Raw genomic sequence first — 18,977 nt, forward strand, 5'->3', positions numbered from 1 at the left:
GTGGTTGCTCAAGAAAGAAAAACCTGCTCTTTTATCCCAAAGATATCAGCATATTCCTGCCATACTGATGATTCCTCGAGATAGGATTTTGCTTTGTCGAAATGATTCCGAGCCATCGCGTTTTGGCCCATTTGTTCGTAACATAATCCGGAAAAGTAGTGGGCGAATACGTGATCATTCTTGGCTTTAATTGCTCCGTGAAGCCCTATAATCGCTTGTTGATAATTGCCTAAACGATAGTCTGGATTATTAATAAAGTTTAGCTCCAGATTCATAAAGTAAGCAGTTTTATATATTTCGGAGGTCGAGAATTCCGGGGTAGCGACAATCGCTTTTTTGTAGTCGGTATCGATATAGCTGCCTTGGAGGTAATCGTTTTCAATGCAAACTTCCAGCATCTCGCTGCCCACAAGGGGCGTCGCGAAAACGATGACAAACCAGTTGCAATTCAGTTTTGTCAGAAATTTCCTAGCTTCGTCGATATCTTCACGGGTTTCTCCAGGCATGCCAACCAGGATGTTGACGTTGGTATAGATATTGAGTTCACGGCAGTCGTTGACTACTCTAACCGCAATGTCGAGATTTAGCGGCTTTTTCATTAACTTTTTCAGCACGTGGTGGCTGCCGGATTCTACGGGCAGAGTTAGCTGTACCACGCCAGAACGTTTCAAAGCCTCAAGCATCTTTTTATCCAGCGCATAAAGCGCCAAACCATTTTGAAAGACCGGTGTGGCGTCGCCCATTTCTTCGAGTATTTGTAATATTTCGAAAACTCGGTCGGTATCGCCCATCAGATGGTCGTCTTGGAAAATGAACTGTTTGGCTCCGTATTGATTTCGCAAATGCCAAAAATCCTCACGAATGCGCTCGACACTGTAATAGCGCATTTTGCGGCCATGCACGGTATGTGAAGCGCAGAATGTGCACTTAAAAGGACAGCCGCGGGAAGTCATTACATGAAAGTTCGCTGTAGGGATGCCGAGGGAGGCATACGAGGTAATGGCTGGATTTTTAGAGTATTCCTTGACGTCGCAAAGGTCGTAATCATAAAAGGGTATCTCATCGAGATTTTCGATAAAGTCATGCGAAAATACTACGCCCTGGGTTTTGCGGAGAGTAATCCACGAACTGCTTTGTTCAAGGTAGGTTTTTCTGCAAGCAGCCTGTAAAAAATTAAGGAAAGGTCTTTCGCCTTCACCATAACAGATCCCGTCAATACCCTGAAAAGTCGCATATATTTCCTTATAGGTATTTTGCGGGACGCCTCCGCCAGCCAATAAATAGGCATCCGGAAAAATTCTTCGGCATGACCTGGCGATATCGATCAAGTTTTGATACGAAGGAGTAAACAAAGCCGAGATAGCGATTACCGTAGGATTGAAATTCGATACCGGGGGTTGCGAAAGAAAATGATAAAAAAAACTGTCAAAACTATCAAAATCGAAACTATTAAGCTTATTTAGCTCAATGGAAAAATCGATTAATTTACAAATGACAGGGACATGCGCTTTGACATAGGCGCTTAATGCCAAACAACCGAGAGGCATGTCGGTCACGACGTTGCCAAATATGCCGTCATTTTTTTGATGAGATTTTGTATTGTACGCCGGGTTTATATAATCAACATACCGTATAGGAGGTGGAACAACAAACAAAATACGATCGTTCATAACTTATATCCTCGGCAATGAGTCCAGAATTTACAGGAAAATAATGTTAACAATCACTGATAAGCATTTACATAACCAAACGTCCATGCAAAATATCTTCAATCATGTCCAGGTGTTTTTGCCCGTGTAAAAAGAAATAATTGGTGGGCTGGGTTGCATCGGTAATAGTATCGATTTCGACAAAATCAGTTTCCACGTAGGCAAAGCAGCGATAACCGACCGATGATAATAACTCGATAATGTCGTTGGGATGGTAACCGAATTTGGCCGACCATTTTCTAAGCATTTCGGTAAATATAAACGGTTTATCCCTACTTATAACCTCCATACCGCCTTTGAATACGAATAACTCGGAGCCTTCTACATCACACTTAATCATATCCAGTTTTATGCCGTTTCGTTTGGCGTAAATATCCAGGGTGGTTGCTAGACACTTGGTTTCATGTACCAATTCCCTGTCCTGTATATTTCTCATCGACGAACTACCTGTTTCCGTTTCCGACCAATAAAAAATCACATCTCCTTCAGTATCGGTCAACGCTAAATTATTGGGCGCAATTTTTGAACAACTATTGAAATCAATATTTTTGATTAAATAGTCGTAGGTATAAGGTACTGGTTCAAAGGCGTAAATTCGCTCTACAGCATCTAGTCTGTCGAAATTCAGTGAATACCAACCCACATTGGCACCAATATCAAAAATAACTCGACTTCTGCTAGCCAGAAAATAAATCAGGTTGCTCTCGATCGGATCGAAAAAACCGAAGTTTAATATTTCGATAGGAATAAAGCGACTATCGGTTTTATCCAAATATAATTTGATACCGGCTTGCTTAGTAGTTAAATAGATTTTTTCACTTTCGATTAGTATCGATTGCACATCTGCATCTTTTATGTAGTCCGCATAATCGAACAACGCCTTGTGTTTGGTGTGCATAAGGCGAATATAACTGTGTTTATCTATCTGTCCGGCGCGGTACAGAATGCGCAGTTCGCTCAATGTCATATCGATTGTCGGTTCCATTTTTATTCCTCGAAGCTTTGGACAGTCCGCTTAAACCCTTCCGCTATAGAAAATGACAGGCGCCAACCCAGCGATTTTGCCTTGCTGATATCCACCGTAGTTCTAGCGAAATTTGTTCTTAAAAAATTTTTGGAATGATCGACACTTACGGTGACGTTTAGCTTCCTTTCCGAGAAAACCTCGGTAACCAAATATTCAGCTAATTCCCGCACCCCAATATCAATATCGGAGGCGACGTTGTAAGCTTGGCCGTTCTCGCCCTTTAGCCACACCGTAAAAAAGCCTAGCACCGCATCCGCTATGTAGCAGTAATTCCGCAGTACTTTACCGTCGCTATAGAGTTTGATGTCTTCGCCTTTAACGATGCAGGCGATAAAGTCTGCAAAAGAGCGGCCGTCATCTAATCCGACTCCGGGACCATAAGTAATCGCTGGCCGCACTATTTTTACCGGCACACCGTGTTGACTATGCCAAGCAATACACATGTTTTCACCCATGCGTTTGCTCTCCAAATAGCACGCCGACAATTGAGTTGGATCCAGACGACCAAAACAGTCTTCCGTAATCGGATATTCGTCATCATCGACATGACCGTATACGCCGCTGGTGCTGAAAAACAGAAAGTTCTCAACATGGTTTTGTACCGCAATTTCTAACAAGTTTTTGGTACCGATGACGTTAGGCAACAGTGTGCCCACAGGGTCGCTTTCGAATACTTTCGGCGTGGCCTGGCTGGCCGCATGAATGATCAAATCAATTTTTTCGTTAATGGCGAAGTGTTCGCATATATTCTGTTCGACCAACTGCAAAAATTCCGAGCCAATATGGGCGAAGCGTTTTTGAGCCCGCGGTAAATCCCTGACTAAACCGATCGTTTTGATGTTGAGGTTCAGCGTTTCGTTCAAAAACATCAAAGCGTCGACCATATATGAAGGCAAAAACCCAGCGGCGCCGGAAATCAAAACGGTCTTGTCTTGTAACACATGCCAGGGCAAGTTTGCCTTTGCGATAAATTCCAGATCGGATTCGATGATCTTATTTCTCATGCCGACTCAAAATATTTGGCTTTTAACTGCTTGGCGTAATTCAAATAGTCGTCGTCGCGGACAGCTTGTACATCTAAAGAATCCAAGTTTTCTTTATAGTAAACATAAAGCTCATTGACAGCGTCCGGGTAACCAAGCATTTGCAGATTATTTATTTCTTCTAACAGGCGATCATTATTGCCGGAATAATCTACACCAATACCATCATTCAGCACCAGAATATCACTTTGGTAATCGCTTATTTTATTTATTACCTTCACCAAAGACACCAGATCTATTGGTTCAACCGGCGTTACGTTATAGGACCTGTATTTACCATTATTGAAGACAAAGTGTTTTATGACCGTATAAAAATCGCCTATATAAATGTAGTCGTAGTTGACGTTCTGGTTTATAGTAATAGGCATATTTAAAATATTCTTGACGATTGCATTCGATATAAACTTATATCGGTAGTCCTCGTACTTTCCAAAGATCCCGAATATTCTCAGGGTTATCATGTTCAGCTCACGGCAATCTTCGATATATTTGGAAATAATGTATTTTGAATAGCTGTGACTGTCTGTCGGAACATAACTATCGAAAAAGGTTTCCGGCATTTTTTTGTGCCAATATTCCCTACAGTATTCTGATCCACTCCCAAGGTTTATAAGTTTCATTTGCGGGGTCATCCGCCGCGCCAAATTGAAAAACATACGCAGATTGTTTTCACAGACGTCAACGGGATAATCGGTTTTTTCCCGTAAAGTGGTAGCAGAATGGATAATGGTCTCCACTGGGTTGGCGTTTAAATACGCTGACACAGATTCCGCACAAGTCAAATCGAGCTCCGCAACAGATGGATGTAATACGTCGATATTATCACCCTTAAAATACTCAACTAGGTTTCTGCCTACAAAACCTTCGCCACCTGTAACCAAAATTCTCACAACCTAATCTCCAAATACATGTGCGCTAAGCGCTTTGGCCTGCCATAAATATGGTATTAATCATGATTCATCAACATAAAACAGTTGTTGACAAATTGATATACGATAACGCCGTTATTTAACAGCTTAAGCGATTTAACAGCTTCCGCAGGAAAAACACCCGGTAGCATCACGATAACCACATCTATTATGTTTTCCGGACAGTTTAGAATATTCGGCGACAAAATTGGCAGGTGGGTGACCGGGGCATATTTACCTTGTTTGAATTCAGCCGAGTCCAGTATGCAGGTCAACAAATCCGAGCTAACCAAGGAAAGCAGTGCCAGAGTACGGTGGCCAGCACCCCAAACCGCAATTTTATGGCCTTTGTTCGTCAGATCAGTCAGTAAGTCGTTAAAAACATTGACCAGTTTAGCCAGCTTCAAGCGGGAGATGTCTAAATCAGTTCGGGCTACTTTTTTTACCAGCAGGAAAATATCGTTTTCATTGTTTATTAAACGACATTCGATGATCGAGAAACCGAATTTGGCAAATGCTCCGACCAATGTATTGGCGGTGTAATAAACCAAATGGTCGGCAACGAATTCGTACAGGCAATGAGTCTGTAGTAAGTAATCTAAATTAGGCACGGTAATCAAAACGTAACCGTCGGGCTTGGTAATTGCCCAAAGTTTTTTCAAGAACTCATGTTGGTTAGGTTGATGCTCTAGATAATTAAAACTCACTACAAAGTCATATTTACTAGCATGCGAGCCATCCAATTCTTCAATATAACAATCGATAATGTTGCGGCGGCTAATCTGGTTTTTTAACAAATGGTGCGGCCTGTATTCTATGCCGATGCCGTCAAAACCGGTTTCGGTTAACAATTCGAGGTTTTCACCGCTGGCGCAGCCAATTTCAATAGCTGTGGGTTTGGGTGACGACAATTTGGTGAAGATGTCTCCGAAATAACTAAGCCTGTTTTGTTTCAAGTTTGGCGATAACGTGGCGGCTGTGATAACAGTTTTGTAATAATCTACAGGCGCATTGGCTAACTGCACCAACCCACATTCCTGGCATCTGTAAAGGTGCAATACCACACCATGGTCGCCGGTGAATTCGTCCGGCTCTGGGTAATATTGGGCGGCTTTGGGAAACGGCCCAATATCGTCCAGATGGGTAAGCAAATCCGATTTGCACAATCGGCAGAAAAACTCGGCTACTGGCATGATGGTATGAATACGGTCGTCTGTCATGAGCAGTGTTAATCTCTTTTAAACCCTTTGCTTAATCGCATTGCCTGAGCCTTGGTTGCTTTATTGCATTACGACCGGATTGTTGATCAGCGGTTATCATCGCTCTCTTTACCTTGGGCGATCACGTCCCATCCTTTCCGGTTAAAGCCCATATTGTAAGCCGGCAAGCCGTATGACATGCATTGCGAGCACAACGCTATGTTTTTTTTGTTCTCTTCGATTTGCTGCCGAGGCGTTTCCAGAAAATTGCTTGTTAGTAATTGGTTGTCGCGTTCAAATACCGTGCAGCAAACCGGAACCGATAAGTCCCATGAAATGTTGGTTTGATTATCGCGAAAAGGGCAGCCGATTAATTGGATTTGATTGGAAGCCCGGATGCCTTCATCTATGCCAACCAATAAATAGTCGTGCAAGGCCAGCGTGTCTTTTTCCGGCCTGCCTTGGCAGTACTTTATAACCCGTTCCAGCGGCATCACCAAAGCGTAGGTAGTCGACAGAATGAAGCCGAGTTCGTCGCACAACTCACGGTACTTTTGCAGATTGTTGCCGTTGTTATTGTTGTAGAGATGGTAGTTCACATCCACCACGGTGGATGCATTGTATTTATCCAGGTAGTAGCGCAGCTTGTATAAATTGGATTTAACCAAATTGGTATCGCCGCCGGTATGGGTACTGTTATAGGCGTCGGGGTAATAACCGGAAGTCGATACTTTTAAATAGTCCGGCGACTTCCGGATGACGTCCCTGATCCGGTTCGAATCCGGCAGCGAAAGATTGCTGGAAAGGGCAACGGCTATATTTTTGCCGTGAAGGTACTCTACGATGTCCGGTAGCTGCGGATGCAGAAAAGGCTCGCCCCAGCTGTATAAACTGACGTGGGTCGTTATGGCGTTTTCGGCCAGTATTTTGTCGGTAACCGCTTTGAAGTCGGCAAACGGCATGGTCCCGCGCGATATCGCAATGTCTTCCATGCTGTGCGCGCAGGAGGGACATTTTAAATTGCAGGTGCCGACCACATCTATCGTGTAAAAAACCGAACAATAGTCTGAATAACACAGCAGATTTTCGTCGCTGAAGCCCATGCCTTTGGCACATTGGACGATTTCGGCTTCCTTGATCGAAACGGCGATGACAATACAGCAACCGGATTTGTCGATAGTTGCGATATTCTCTAGCGTAAGCACATCCACGCCTGAAATTGTACTGCCGACAAATGCCGGATCGGAATCGACAAAACCGGCTACAGAGATGCCATGACCATCGCAAAACCGCTTGAATCCCAAGCCCGTCATGCGCGCTCCCCAGATGTAAACGCGTCTTTGGCCAATGGTTGTCAGCAATTTCTGTTTGGCTTCAAGCATCGATAAGGCCGTTTTTGAATTGGTCCAGGTACCAGTGGTAAAGGCTGGCAATCGATGCAGGGAAATCCGTGAACGTAATGGCGCCGAGCTCACTTACAAGGCGACCGTTATCTCCTAGATAAGTAGCCTTGATCGCCGGATTGACAACATTGATGTCACCCGACGTTTGCGTAACGTTCTTGATGTATTCAGCCAGTTGAGTCAATTCGACGGGTCGCGAGGTGCACAGATTATACGATTTGAATTTCAACTCGCGACCAATAACGGCATCGATGATTTTTACGAAATCGTTGACATACAAATAATCGAAAACCGAGTTTTGATTGACGGTAATTTTCTGTCCGCGGATGACATTGACCAAATTATTTGAAATAAATCGCCTGCTATGGTCTTCGTATTTGCCGAATATAGCGAACACCCTTAGGTTGTAAATCGGTTTGTCCGATGTTTCGATTATTTTTCCTATGCAGTATTTGGATAAGCCGTAGATATCGGATGGCACGTATTTTCCGAAATAATCTTCGGCCATATAGGGAATATAATGCTTGCCGTCATATTCTGCACCGGAACCGATGTGCAGCATTTTTCCGTAATATTGGTTGTTGGCTTCTAAATTACAGAAAACCTGCATGTTTTCATGAACCGAATTGATATTAACCGTGCAATTGATGACCACATCCGGCTTGGTTTCGCTCAGATAGTTTTGCACGTTCTCGAAGTCCAATAAGTTCAGCTGCTGGCGCTTGGGCGTTAACAACTGGTATTTGCCGGCATCCAGTTGCTCGGACAGGTTTCTGCCGATAAATCCGGTTGAGCCCAATATCAATACTTTCATTTTTTAGGATACCAGCCAGGGGTTATGCAAAAGATCGTTTGCGTCGGAGGCTATGGCTTTGAGAATTTTTTCTTTGTAAGGATCCAGGTCTTCCTCGACGCACACCACCGGAGCGGAGCAATGGTTACAAAAGTTTATGCAGGATCTTTTGCCATAGAGCATGGCATTTCGCAGATACTTTAACTGCATGCCGTTCCAAATCTCCAAGGCCGATTCCTGTTGCACATTGCCTATGACGACTTTTTTTGGCCAGTCCAGCGTGCAAGGGCTGGTGGTACCGTCCCAGTTAAAGTGCAAATACATGAATATAAACGGGCAGACGTCTTTGTCGAATTTGGTGTTTTGGTTGTACATGCCGGTGTCGGACACGGTATTTTGCTTGCCGAGCTGCACTTCGGCCCACTGCGGCACGATTTTTTCTATATAAATTTCGTCACAGATATCGCCGAAGGTTCGATAAAAATAGTCTCGCTCTTCCTGGCTTAGTACAAATACTTGGTCGCTATTTTCATCAAGCGCGCTGGTTTGGTCAGCCACTTTGACATATATGCGGCATTCGCCCCGTATCGAATAGAGGTGGCGCAGGCCTTCGATGATGGCATTAAAATCCTGCTTAACCCCCGTCACCTGTTTATAGCGATCATCCGACAAGCCCTCCAGAGAGATATTGATACGTTGCAAGCCGGCGTCTACGAGTTGCCGGTTGAGTGCCGGTTCCAGCTTGGAGCCGTTGGTAAATAATTCGACGATTTCCGCCTTGTTCGATTTTCTGGCGTAATCGATCATTTTCGGCAAATCGGGATGCAGCGTGGGTTCGCCGTGATTGCCGATTTTTATTTTTTTGATACGCTCCGGAAACTCCTGTAGGTCGTTGATGATTTTGGCAAATAACTCATAAGGCATCATGCCGCGTTTTAGGCTGGCCTCTTTCATTGCCTTGTTATCGGCCTGAAAACAGAAACTGCATTTGTAATTGCAGACGCTGGAAACGTCTATATGTACCGAGAACGGGGTCGCTAACGGAATTTTATCTTCTAGCTTGGATTTGGGCGCAGAATGGATTCTCGGTTGTATTTTAGCTTTCATAATTCGGGTCCGTTATAGTATGTTCCATCTGCTGTTTAACATATCGATTCTTTTAGCGTCTTCCGACTGAATAAATCCGTGGTAATCCCGTTTATTCAGCAGCCACAATAACTCAAAGTGCACAGCGCTCAACAAAGCTTTGTCAATCTCAGCATTATCCAAGGCCAGGGAACTGAAAATAATCTTTCTAGTTTCAAATCGGTCGAGCTTCAATTGCTTAATTTCCCGCAAAGCAGGCAACGCATCCAGTGATACGCCGCCGCCAACTACGATGTCCAAGCTTTTTTGCCTGCACTCAGCAGCAACGTCCAGGCAGTAATTGGTCATAGCCGCCGAGTTCACATCCTCTCGGGACCAGCCGTGCGATTCGACGAAGTCGACTCTGCCGACGACGATGCCATCCACACCGTGCTCAGAAGCGGCCACCGCGATCATTTGCTCAAGATGCTGATAGGTGGTCAGGGTTTCCACATTGAACAAGAACTTGGTGTCTTCCTGCTCATCCTGACTGAAGACCTTGTTTTTGGCGGCGATGAATTTGGCAAGGGCATAGGGCGTTTCCACCATAGGGGCGATGATATATTCCACCCCGAACTGTTTGGCTTCTATCAGATCGCGGATAGCCTCGCAGCCACCAATTTTGAGGGCTACGCCCAGATCTGCCTTCCTGGCAATTTCCAACAACCGCAACAATTCGTCGACACGGGTGCCTTCCGCTTCAAATTCCGCTTTAACGGCAACACAACCAATTGCTTTCAGCTGTTTCAATATGTCGAGCATTTGTCGTTCGCGGTTATTCATAGCTCACTATTTCCGTCAATAACTCGTGGTAATGATCGAAGGCATAATGAGCGTCGCCGGCTCTCACGCCATCGTCGTAGCCGTTTCGATAAAAATAAAACGGCATATTCAAACGTGCCGCCATGGTTTGATCTACCGTGCTGTCGCCCACCACGATACCGTTCTCAGGCGTCAATCCGAAACATTCCAGGCAGGCTCTCAAATTATCTGCGTGGGGTTTACGAGTCGGCAAATCGTCGCCGGCACAGATGTAAGAAAAATGATCCCTGATGCCCGTTTCAGTTAAGACCTTTTCCGCAAGCCGCCGCGGTTTATTGGTACAAATGCTCAGCCGATGATCTCGGCCGGATAGTGCCGCCAACATGTCGGCGACGCCAGGGTACAGCGAATCGACAGGCGTTGGCCGGTCGAAATATTGCCGACGAAAATAGTTCAGATTGGTTTGCACATCCGCGCCATCAATTGCCAACCCATGCATTATCAGTTGCTCGCCACCCTGGCTAAGCCAAGGCAAGAAGTCAGCCATGGACAGTGCCGGCTTGCCCAGCTCTGCTCGCATGACATTCAGAATGGCGGCGACCATTCTGCCGCTGTCCACCAACGTGCCGTCCAGGTCGAAGACGATAGTTTTTATCTTCATGGCATTAACCGACAATATTCCGGGCCAGCTCGTCCCGATCCAGAAAGGGCGCCATGTCTTCCAGAGCCGGCGACACCATGCTGCCGTCTTCCCGCTTTCGGGACGCAAGCTTGGGTGAAAAAGGCTGTTCCGGGTCCAGCATGACTTCGATCAATGCCGGCTCATTGCTCTGCATCAATTCTTTCACCTCTGCCCGAGACCAATCGCCAATGGATGAGACTTTAGCGGCTCGGATATTGAAGGCTTTAGCCACGGCAACGAAATCAGGCAGGCTAACGCCATTGTCGGCATCGATGCCGAACAGATTGTCGGCAAAGTAAGCCTGTTGGGTTTGCCGTATCGAGTGGTAGCCGCGGTTGTTAAGCACAATCACTTTAACCGGATAACCGTACCCCACCGCGGTTTGCAACTCTTGCAGATTCATCATCAGGCTGCCATCGCCGGCCAAACACACGATACGCTTGCCGTCGAGAGCAATGCTAGCACCGAGTGCGGCCGGCAAATCGTAACCCATCGATGCATCGCCGGAATTGGTATACAGCCGTTGGCCCGGCTTCAAATTTGCGGCCTGGAAACCAATGACACAGGCAGAGCCGTTACCGGCCACCACCACCTCGTCGGCAGCCAGTCCGGCAAATAGGGTTTCTATGAAAAAGTAGGGATTGATGGGCGTTTTTTGTTGCTGCCGGTAATCGGGCAGTACGGTCGGGTATTTTTTCACCCGTTCCAAACACCAATGCAAATAGGCCGTGTGTTGGCTTGAGGGGCCGTGCCCCGCCAAGGCCGCCTTGAAGGCAGGAATAAAGTCTTTCAGATCGGCATGCACTTTCAGATCAATATCCAGGGTTGGTTTGTTCAGTTCCGCACTGTCGACGTCAACCATAGCCTTCCATGCCCTTGAGGCAAAACTACACCAGTTATAACTGATTTGCCTGATATTCAATCGGCAGCCCAAAACCAATAAAAAATCTGCATTTTGTACTGTAAAATTGCCAGCCCGATCACCGACAGTTCCCGGCCTACCCGCAAAAAAAGGATTATCGTTAGGCACCAGGTCATGGGCATTCCAGCCTGTGACTACAGGTATTTTCAACTTTTCTAACAATTCCAAAAATTCATCGGACATAGCTGCACAACGAACGCCTGTACCCGCCAGAATCACCGGTCTTTGTGCATTTTTCAGCTGCCCCAGAATTTGCTTCATTATTGACCCAATATCTTGTTTACCGAGTTCTGCTAATTCCGCTTTGGTGTTTTCGCTTACGTCATTGTCGGCCAGCAAAGTTTGGGTATCCCTGATGTCCCATCCTGCCAGCTCATCTGGAGCAATCAGCGTACTTTGCACATCAACCGGCACATCGATCCAAACCGGCCCAGGCCTACCATGGGTTGCAAGGAAAATCGCCTTATCCAATACCTCTTTGGTTTTTTGCGGATCTTGTAAAACCGTCGCATATTTGACGACAGTTCTAGCCATGGTAACGATGTCGACTTCCTGGTCGCCAAGTTGGCGCAATGGCAATGGATAATTCATGGCCAGGGTTTCACGCTTAACTTGGCCGGATACTACTAACATACCGATTGAATCAACATAGGCGCCAAACACCCCGTTCAAAGCGTTGATGCCGCCCGGCCCGGTTGTAACGTTGACGACGGCTAGCCGGTTGCTGACCCGGTAGTAGCTTTCCGCCGCGATGGCCGCGCCCTGCTCGTGGTGAAAGCAAATTGGTGTGAGCAACTTGTTTCTGGCAAATGCGTCATTCAAATGCATGGCTCCCCCGCCGGTTACCAGGAATACATGCTTTGCCCCAGCCTCCACACATCGAGACGCGATATAGTCAGCTACACGTTGATTTTTTTGAGTCATTGTGGATTCACCCGCAAGAAGCACAGGATAGTCGCCGCTATATAAGCAAGCACCTCCCGGTTCAAGGAAGGTTGCACCCCCACCCAAAATGTATTTCTCATTACCTTGTTGGTGTTCAACAGCTCACCAACAACACGAAAGTGACGTCCCATCATGTAAGGTTGGCAAGTCAAATTGCCGCCGAATAACAAACGCGTTCCGATTTTGTGTTGTTCCAGATAGCGTATTAGGTTGGCACGTTGCACAGCTGATGGGTCTTTGATGGTAATGGGGAATCCAAACCAAGCCGGCGAAGCAAAAAACGCTGGCTCAGGCAACAGCAAATACGCTTCGCAGTTAGCGAGCCCGGCTTTCAAAAATGTGAAGTTTTCCTGACGACTCGCCACAAAGCCAGGCAATCCGCTTAATTGGGCCAAACCGCACGCCGCCTGCATATCAGTAATCTTCATGTTATAGCCTGCGTGAGAATACGTATATTTATGGTCGAACCCGAAAGGCAGTTCGCCTAACTGATATTCAAAACGTTTGCGGCAAGTATTGTCGCGCCCCGGCTCGCAAAAGCAATCCCGGCCCCAATCGCGAAACAACTCCAGAATTCGCTTCAACACGCCGTTGCTGGTAAACACCGCACCGCCCTCGCCCATGGTGATTTGGTGGGCCGGATAAAAACTCAGGGTACCGATGTCGCCAAACGTGCCGACATGGTGAGTTTCACCGGCTTGGATGGTTTTGCCCTGGGCATCGACAATCGGTTCGAAGGGCGTGTAAGTCGAGCCCAAGGCGTCGCAACAACCCTCGATCAGCCACAGGCCATATCGCCGCGCCAATTTTATGATCGCCGTCAAATCGAACGGATTACCCAAGGTATGAGCCAACATGATGGCCTTGGTTTTTGGCGAAATCGCGGCTTCGATTTGATCGACGTCGATGTTATAGGTCGGAAGCACAATATCGACAAACACCGGCACCAAGCCATAGTGAAGCAACGGATTGACCGCGGTCGGAAATCCGGCGGCTACGGTAATCACTTCGTCGCCGGCCTGCAAGGCTCGTCCGCCCAATTGCGGTGAGGTAAGTGCGGCTACCGCCAACAAGTTGGCGGATGAGCCAGAATTGACGGTTAGCAGATGCTTGGCGCCGATAAAGGCGGCCAATTGTGATTCGAAGTCGCAATTGAAACGCCCGGTTGTCAACCAACCGTCCAACGATGATTCAACCAGATGTTGCAACTCTGGCACGCCAACCACCTTACCCGACGGCGCTATCGGCGTGACACCCGGCAAAAACTCCCGGGCGGCAAACGCCAGTTCGGCATAGCGCCCGACCAAGCCGGGAATTTCCGCGCGTAGAGCATCCAATTCGGTCGACTGGCTCATACGGACCCGCCCGATTGGTTGTAACAGTCGATTTGGGTCCAACACCGGCTTTTCATATCGCGTCCCGCTTGATGATTTTCGTACCTGTCCAGGTTTTTTTTCCAAGGCCCGATACAAATTCCAGTAACCATGCCAGCCCAACCTGGCTCTAGCTTTGCTGGAATCCGGGGTCAACAGATACGCCTCATGCTGTTGCTCATTGGCATCGATTTGCTTGCTCAACTTCGGCCAACGCTCCACTACGCAATCAACAATCCAGCCCACGCTCTGATGTGCATAGTGCCCTGGGCCAAAACTCCACGCCTCGGCATAGCCTTTTCTTTCCCGGTACAGGCATTCAGCCAATAATAGATGACCAGCCAGCGGCTCCAGCACATGCGGCCAAGACCTGCTCGCCAGCGGATTTCTGAGTACAATAGCCCGGTTGCCGTCCAAAGCTCGCACCAAATCCGGCACTAACCTATCCTGAGCCCAATCACCACCGCCAATCAGTTTACCTGCTCGGGCGGTAACAATTGCAACAACGCCTTGGTAGAAATAACTATTGCGATAAGCAGCCACCAAAATCTCCATGCACGCCTTTCTGCTACTGTAAGGATCATAACCACCCAATCCGTCACTTTCCCGATACGACCACAGCCACTCGCGATTGTCGTGACATTTATCGGTCGTTACCATCACCGTCGGTTTCACACTGGAGCAGGAACGGATAGCCTCCAACACGCGTAAGGTACCCATGACATTCGCTTGGTAAGTAGCAAGCGGATCGGCGTAAGATCGCCTGACCAAGGGCTGTGCTGCCAGATGCATCATAATCTCCAGCTGAGCTTGTTGAACGACCTGGAGTACCGCCGGCAAATCGTTGACATCTCCGATTTGCGCATGCATACCGTCCGCCACCTGTGCTATTCCGTATAGGTAGGGTCGGGGTTCCGGCGTTAGTGCCAAACCCGACACCTTGTCACCCAATCGTTGCAACCATAACGCCAGCCACACGCCTTTAAAGCCGGTATGTCCGGTCAAAAATACCGATTTACCCCACGAGAACGCGGAATCGACTACCAGACTTTCCACAGTGCCAATCCACTGTCCTACAGTTTTTCCAGCTGCAACTTGTCACGCACGTAAGGCGTCCATCGGTTGCCAGAAATCGTCATGTCGATATACCGCCAGCTGTCTCTGTTCAGCCAAGCTTTCCAGCGACCGCCCTTCCCAGCTAGTTTTGTCGTTGTCAATGTAATCAATGACTTTCGGCAATAGTACAAAGAACCCGCATTCACCATATTGTTGTCACCCTCCGGTTCTTCTTGAAAGGAATTAACCCGCTCACTGTCAATATCCAAATCCCCGAACTTGGCCGGCGGAACAGTTTTAGTCACTGTTGCCAGGGTTTTTTGGCATTTGTGAAACTCGATCATTGCGCCAATATTCACGTTGCTGACACCGTCACCATCAGTAAAACAAAAATACTCTTCATCCTTGATATATCCCCTGACCCGTGTCAAACACCCGCCCGTGGCGGTATAGTCACCGGTGTCTACAAAGGTGGCGCGCCATGGCTCGGCATTGTTTTCGTGAACATGCATCCGATTGTTGGCCATATCGAAGGTAATATTGGACATGTGCAAAAAATAGTTGGCGAAATATTCCTTAATCAGGTATCCCTTATAACCACAGCAGATAATGAATTCGTTTATACCGTGGTAGGAATAAATTTTCATGCTATGCCACAGCATAGGTCGCCCGCCAATCTCAACCATCGGTTTGGGTTTAATAAAGGTTTTCGCATAAGCGCGCACCCATACCACCCGCCAAAACAATCGCTTTCATGCTTCACACTCCCTCTGAATCTAAATAGGGTAGCCAAATTTTTGACATCTGATCATCTTACGGATCTAAAACTTCTAACAAAGCAAAAGACGAGCCAGAAAATCAAAGCATTCGACAAATGTTTGTAGCGAGGCACCCTTGATCAATCGCGGTATTGTATAGGTCAACAGCTATCTCGTTGTTCGTTAATAGCTCTGTAAGCTATTTTCAAGCCCGTCTACGCTAGCTATTATGAATACAAGTACACTAAAATATCAGCTTCAAACCCGGCGGCAACGCCTCACCGAAGACTTGTTTTTCCTGTTGTTCGTCCAGTTGTTTGAATTCGGCGACCATGTCTATCCAGGAAGATGGGGATTTAGTTTGTTTGAGCTTGTCGATCACCTGCGTGCGCAGCTGATCGTCGATGTCCCTGGCCCGATCGTCGCAGCGCCTGGCCAGCAAGGTGGCGGCAAAGCCGGCCTGGGTTAGCTTTTTCCAGTCAGCTTTCAGTAGCTGTTGCAGCCAACTCTCTACCGTGGCGGCTGGAATAACCTGATGATTGCTGCCGTGAAATAAAATCCGTCCGCCGATACGGCCGACCGCCCACCAACTTTGCTCGGGTTCCCCGGCTTTTTCCAGACGCTTTAGCAGCCATTCGCCCAGTTGAATTTTATCGGTAATTGTCAGTCTTTCCAGCGCCGCCGCCAAACGCACCATATCTTCGTAACCGCGTGTCGCCAGTTGCTTAGAGACGCCGGGCTGGCGCGCGGCAGCCGGGTTGATGTATTTAGCGATGTCGTTAAAGATGCGTTGCTGGGCATCCGCACTCAAGCCGCCGGCAACGCGCCGCCATAAGGTCCACCATTCGGCCCAGTTTTGCTTTTCGTTGACGAATTGCAAGCCTTCCGCATATAGCTTCCAAAGCTGCTCTACCCGCCAATCGTCAAGCGGGTAGCCAAAACCTGGCCGCAGGCAAAAGCCGGCCAGACTTAACCAGAGGCGTTCGTGCTGTTCGCTCCTCCGCCGATATTTACTGCCTTCCAACAAGGCCGTAAACAACTCGCGCAGCAACGGGGTTTGCCAGTCGCCGCGCGGTGCAGCGAGAACTTTTTCCAGCTCGGCGCGCAAAATTTTTACAGCCTGCGGATCGACTTGTTTGGATTTGGCGCCGAATACGGCCTGAATTTTTTCCAGCGCTTGCGGTAATTGACTAGGTAATTCGGCATTGACGGTTGTTTGGGCTTTTTTGCGAATTTGAAACTCTACATCCCAACGCTGGTTGGAGTCTGCCACCGCTACGCACTGCAATTGCAAAGTACCGACTTCGGTATATGTCGCCAGTAATTGCACCGCCACTTCGGTTTTCAGTTGGCCTTCGAACGCCACTGCCAACGGCGGCAGACTGTGGAAGCGCTCGTCATCCAGCTCGACTATTGCGCCGGGCTGGTAAGTTCCGTCTCCGCTGCTCGACAACAAATGAAAACGTACCGGTTGGCCCACCCGGAGAGCGAATTGCCGATCACTTAACAAAATCTCATGACCTTCCTCGCTTCCTTTCGGCAGGATACAAACGCCATGCCCCCCAGGCTTACCATCACCACTTTTGGCCGCGGCATCAACCAGCAGAAAATAACTACGGGCGGCGCCACCGCCGATTTTCAACTTCTTGTCTCGGCGGGCAACCGCATAACTGACCGCGCCGTAAGCCACCGCCAATTCCGGATGGCTGTTATCCAGCAATAAGGGGGGGTGCCCGCCGCGCCAACCGGCTAATAAATCGATTAAGCGTTGCACCATGGCCGGACTGCGAAACACGCCGCCGTTCAGTAATAAGGCGTCGGGGACTATTTGATGCTCTGTGCCCGTTCCACTGAACGCCATTTGCGCAGCCTGGGCATGCATTTGCAAAAAGGCGGCAATATGCTTACTGATAGCCGGCTCCGCCGCGTAAGGCAAGCCAAACTCCACTACGCCGCTACGCTTCCTATCCGGTAGGTCTTGCAAACCGGACATGGGTAAAAAGCCATCCAATGCAATTTGCTTAACCTCTTCTTTGCTCAGCGACGTACTTTTTGTGCCGCCAATCAACCTGGAGCCGCCACCCAACAAGGTTATGGCAACCTGCTCGGGCGCGTCGTCGGCTAATAGCTGTTCCTTGGCGATCCGGCATTGCTCCAGCAATTGCGATAAATCGGCAGTCGAGAGTTTTTTATCGCCGGTTCGCAAGCGGCTTTCCGCTAGATGCGCCAGAGCCAGGTCAATATTGTCGCCCCCCAACATCAGGTGGTCGCCGACACCTATGCGCGTCAGCTTAGGCTCGTCAGCCCCCTGCTCAATCTTGATCAAGGTCAAATCGGTAGTACCACCACCGACATCGCAAACCAGCAATAAGCGCCTATCGGCCAGACTGGATTTGATGGTACCGGCATGCCGGCGCAGCCAGTCGTAACAGACTGCTTGCGGCTCTTCCAGCAATCTTACACCGCTCAAGCCGGCCATCTTGGCCGCCTCCAATGTTAAGGATCGCGCGGACTCGTCAAAGGACGCTGGCACCGTAATCACCACTTCCTGAAGAGCAAGTGGTGCTTTGGGAAAACGGTGCTCCCAAACGGCGCAGACATGTCTCAAATAACTAGCACTGGCTTCCAGCGGCGAGACTTTAAATACCGAGTCGTCACTGCCCCAGGGCAAAATGGCCGCGCTGTGATCGACTGAGGTGTGCGACAACCAGCTTTTAGCGCTAGTAACCAATCGACCTTGCGACTTTGCCCCCAACAAGCGCGCCGCTTCACCAAGCACAGCGCCTTTTTCCTGAGTCAAAAATCCGGCTTCTTCCGTTATTTCGCCTGGCGCGGGATGGTATCGCACCGACGGCAATAGTGGCTTGGCGCTCACTTCGCCTGGCGCGATCAACTGAGAAATTTCGAACAAGTGAATAGCTTTAGCAGGGTCGCCTATATCGGAGTACGCGACCACCGTATGGGTGGTACCTAGATCGATTCCGACCGAATAAGTAGCAGTGTAGTTTTTCAAAAGGACTTAGTATGTTTATTCTAATTATGTAGGGCAGCCTGACAAGTATTCAAGCAGGCGCGCGCGAGCGCCTATTTTAGTCGGCTTTCTGATCGAACACTCTCGTTTTTCTAGATAGCACTATCCAAACCGTGGTTGCCAAGTGAAATAAATTTCCACCAAGAACAATCTTTCGATGTGTTTCGAATAAAATGCTTGCGCGCCTAATGTTTGCGATGTTACTTTCCGCCTACGGCAACCATCAGTGCATTGCATTACT

Annotated in this window: 14 protein-coding genes; all 14 read right to left on the minus strand. The window is 48.1% G+C overall.

The window, feature by feature from the left end; genetic code table 11:
* Positions 1–8: 8 nt before the first annotated feature.
* Positions 9–1,670 (minus strand): radical SAM protein, encoded by a 1,662-nt coding sequence (locus ACWAU0_RS03025; RefSeq protein WP_458138278.1) that lies wholly within the window; start codon positions 1,668–1,670, stop codon positions 9–11.
* A 67-nt stretch (positions 1,671–1,737) separates the two neighbouring features.
* The gene (locus ACWAU0_RS03030) at positions 1,738–2,694 is read right to left on the minus strand and encodes an FkbM family methyltransferase (protein WP_458138279.1); all 957 of its coding nucleotides are present in this window, start codon (positions 2,692–2,694) and stop codon (positions 1,738–1,740) included.
* A 2-nt stretch (positions 2,695–2,696) separates the two neighbouring features.
* The gene (locus tag ACWAU0_RS03035) at positions 2,697–3,740 is read right to left on the minus strand and encodes an NAD-dependent epimerase/dehydratase family protein (protein ID WP_458138280.1); all 1,044 of its coding nucleotides are present in this window, start codon (positions 3,738–3,740) and stop codon (positions 2,697–2,699) included.
* The gene (locus ACWAU0_RS03040; RefSeq protein ID WP_458138281.1) at positions 3,737–4,669 is read right to left on the minus strand and encodes an NAD-dependent epimerase/dehydratase family protein; all 933 of its coding nucleotides are present in this window, start codon (positions 4,667–4,669) and stop codon (positions 3,737–3,739) included. Before ACWAU0_RS03040 ends, ACWAU0_RS03035 begins: the two co-directional genes overlap by 4 nt.
* A 56-nt stretch (positions 4,670–4,725) precedes the next feature.
* A complete protein-coding gene (locus ACWAU0_RS03045) occupies positions 4,726–5,712 on the minus strand; it encodes a class I SAM-dependent methyltransferase (protein WP_458139191.1) in 987 nt (328 codons plus the stop codon).
* 281 nt (positions 5,713–5,993) lie between these two features.
* Positions 5,994–7,268 (minus strand): radical SAM protein, encoded by a 1,275-nt coding sequence (locus ACWAU0_RS03050; protein ID WP_458138282.1) that lies wholly within the window; start codon positions 7,266–7,268, stop codon positions 5,994–5,996.
* Entirely contained in the window at positions 7,261–8,103 is an 843-nt protein-coding gene (locus ACWAU0_RS03055) for an NAD-dependent epimerase/dehydratase family protein (RefSeq protein WP_458138283.1), read from the minus strand. The genes ACWAU0_RS03050 and ACWAU0_RS03055 overlap by 8 nt, the downstream gene beginning before the upstream one ends.
* A gap of 3 nt (positions 8,104–8,106) precedes the next feature.
* Positions 8,107–9,189 (minus strand): radical SAM/SPASM domain-containing protein, encoded by a 1,083-nt coding sequence (locus ACWAU0_RS03060; protein WP_458138284.1) that lies wholly within the window; start codon positions 9,187–9,189, stop codon positions 8,107–8,109.
* A gap of 12 nt (positions 9,190–9,201) precedes the next feature.
* Positions 9,202–9,990, minus strand: a complete 789-nt coding sequence (locus tag ACWAU0_RS03065) for an aldolase/citrate lyase family protein (protein ID WP_458138285.1) — start codon at positions 9,988–9,990, stop codon at positions 9,202–9,204.
* Positions 9,983–10,630 carry an HAD family hydrolase gene (locus tag ACWAU0_RS03070; RefSeq protein WP_458138286.1) on the minus strand — a complete coding sequence of 216 codons (648 nt, stop codon included), beginning with the start codon at positions 10,628–10,630 and terminating at the stop codon, positions 9,983–9,985. The genes ACWAU0_RS03065 and ACWAU0_RS03070 overlap by 8 nt, the downstream gene beginning before the upstream one ends.
* 4 nt (positions 10,631–10,634) lie before the next feature.
* Entirely contained in the window at positions 10,635–12,497 is a 1,863-nt protein-coding gene (locus ACWAU0_RS03075; RefSeq protein ID WP_458138287.1) for a thiamine pyrophosphate-binding protein, read from the minus strand.
* A complete protein-coding gene (gene rfbH / locus ACWAU0_RS03080; RefSeq protein WP_458138288.1) occupies positions 12,494–14,947 on the minus strand; it encodes a lipopolysaccharide biosynthesis protein RfbH in 2,454 nt (817 codons plus the stop codon). The genes ACWAU0_RS03075 and rfbH overlap by 4 nt, the downstream gene beginning before the upstream one ends.
* 17 nt (positions 14,948–14,964) lie before the next feature.
* Positions 14,965–15,672, minus strand: coding sequence for a sugar phosphate nucleotidyltransferase (locus tag ACWAU0_RS03085; RefSeq protein WP_458138289.1), 708 nt, complete (start codon positions 15,670–15,672; stop codon positions 14,965–14,967).
* Between the two features lie 277 nt (positions 15,673–15,949).
* Positions 15,950–18,718, minus strand: a complete 2,769-nt coding sequence (locus ACWAU0_RS03090; RefSeq protein ID WP_458138290.1) for an Hsp70 family protein — start codon at positions 18,716–18,718, stop codon at positions 15,950–15,952.
* Positions 18,719–18,977 lie beyond the last annotated feature (259 nt).

The sequence above is a fragment of the Methylomonas sp. Uni0009 genome (assembly GCF_054188105.3).

Bases quoted from the DNA above. Each gene is read 5' to 3' on its own strand.
- ACWAU0_RS03060 (WP_458138284.1), bottom strand. From the start codon at position 9,189: ATGAAAGCTAAAATACAACCGAGAATCCATTCTGCGCCCAAATCCAAG.
- ACWAU0_RS03070 (WP_458138286.1), bottom strand. From the start codon at position 10,630: ATGAAGATAAAAACTATCGTCTTCGACCTGGACGGCACGTTGGTGGAC.
- ACWAU0_RS03050 (WP_458138282.1), bottom strand. From the start codon at position 7,268: ATGCTTGAAGCCAAACAGAAATTGCTGACAACCATTGGCCAAAGACGC.
- ACWAU0_RS03035 (WP_458138280.1), bottom strand. From the start codon at position 3,740: ATGAGAAATAAGATCATCGAATCCGATCTGGAATTTATCGCAAAGGCA.
- ACWAU0_RS03055 (WP_458138283.1), bottom strand. From the start codon at position 8,103: ATGAAAGTATTGATATTGGGCTCAACCGGATTTATCGGCAGAAACCTG.
- ACWAU0_RS03075 (WP_458138287.1), bottom strand. From the start codon at position 12,497: ATGACTCAAAAAAATCAACGTGTAGCTGACTATATCGCGTCTCGATGT.
- ACWAU0_RS03025 (WP_458138278.1), bottom strand. From the start codon at position 1,670: ATGAACGATCGTATTTTGTTTGTTGTTCCACCTCCTATACGGTATGTT.
- ACWAU0_RS03030 (WP_458138279.1), bottom strand. From the start codon at position 2,694: ATGGAACCGACAATCGATATGACATTGAGCGAACTGCGCATTCTGTAC.
- ACWAU0_RS03065 (WP_458138285.1), bottom strand. From the start codon at position 9,990: ATGAATAACCGCGAACGACAAATGCTCGACATATTGAAACAGCTGAAA.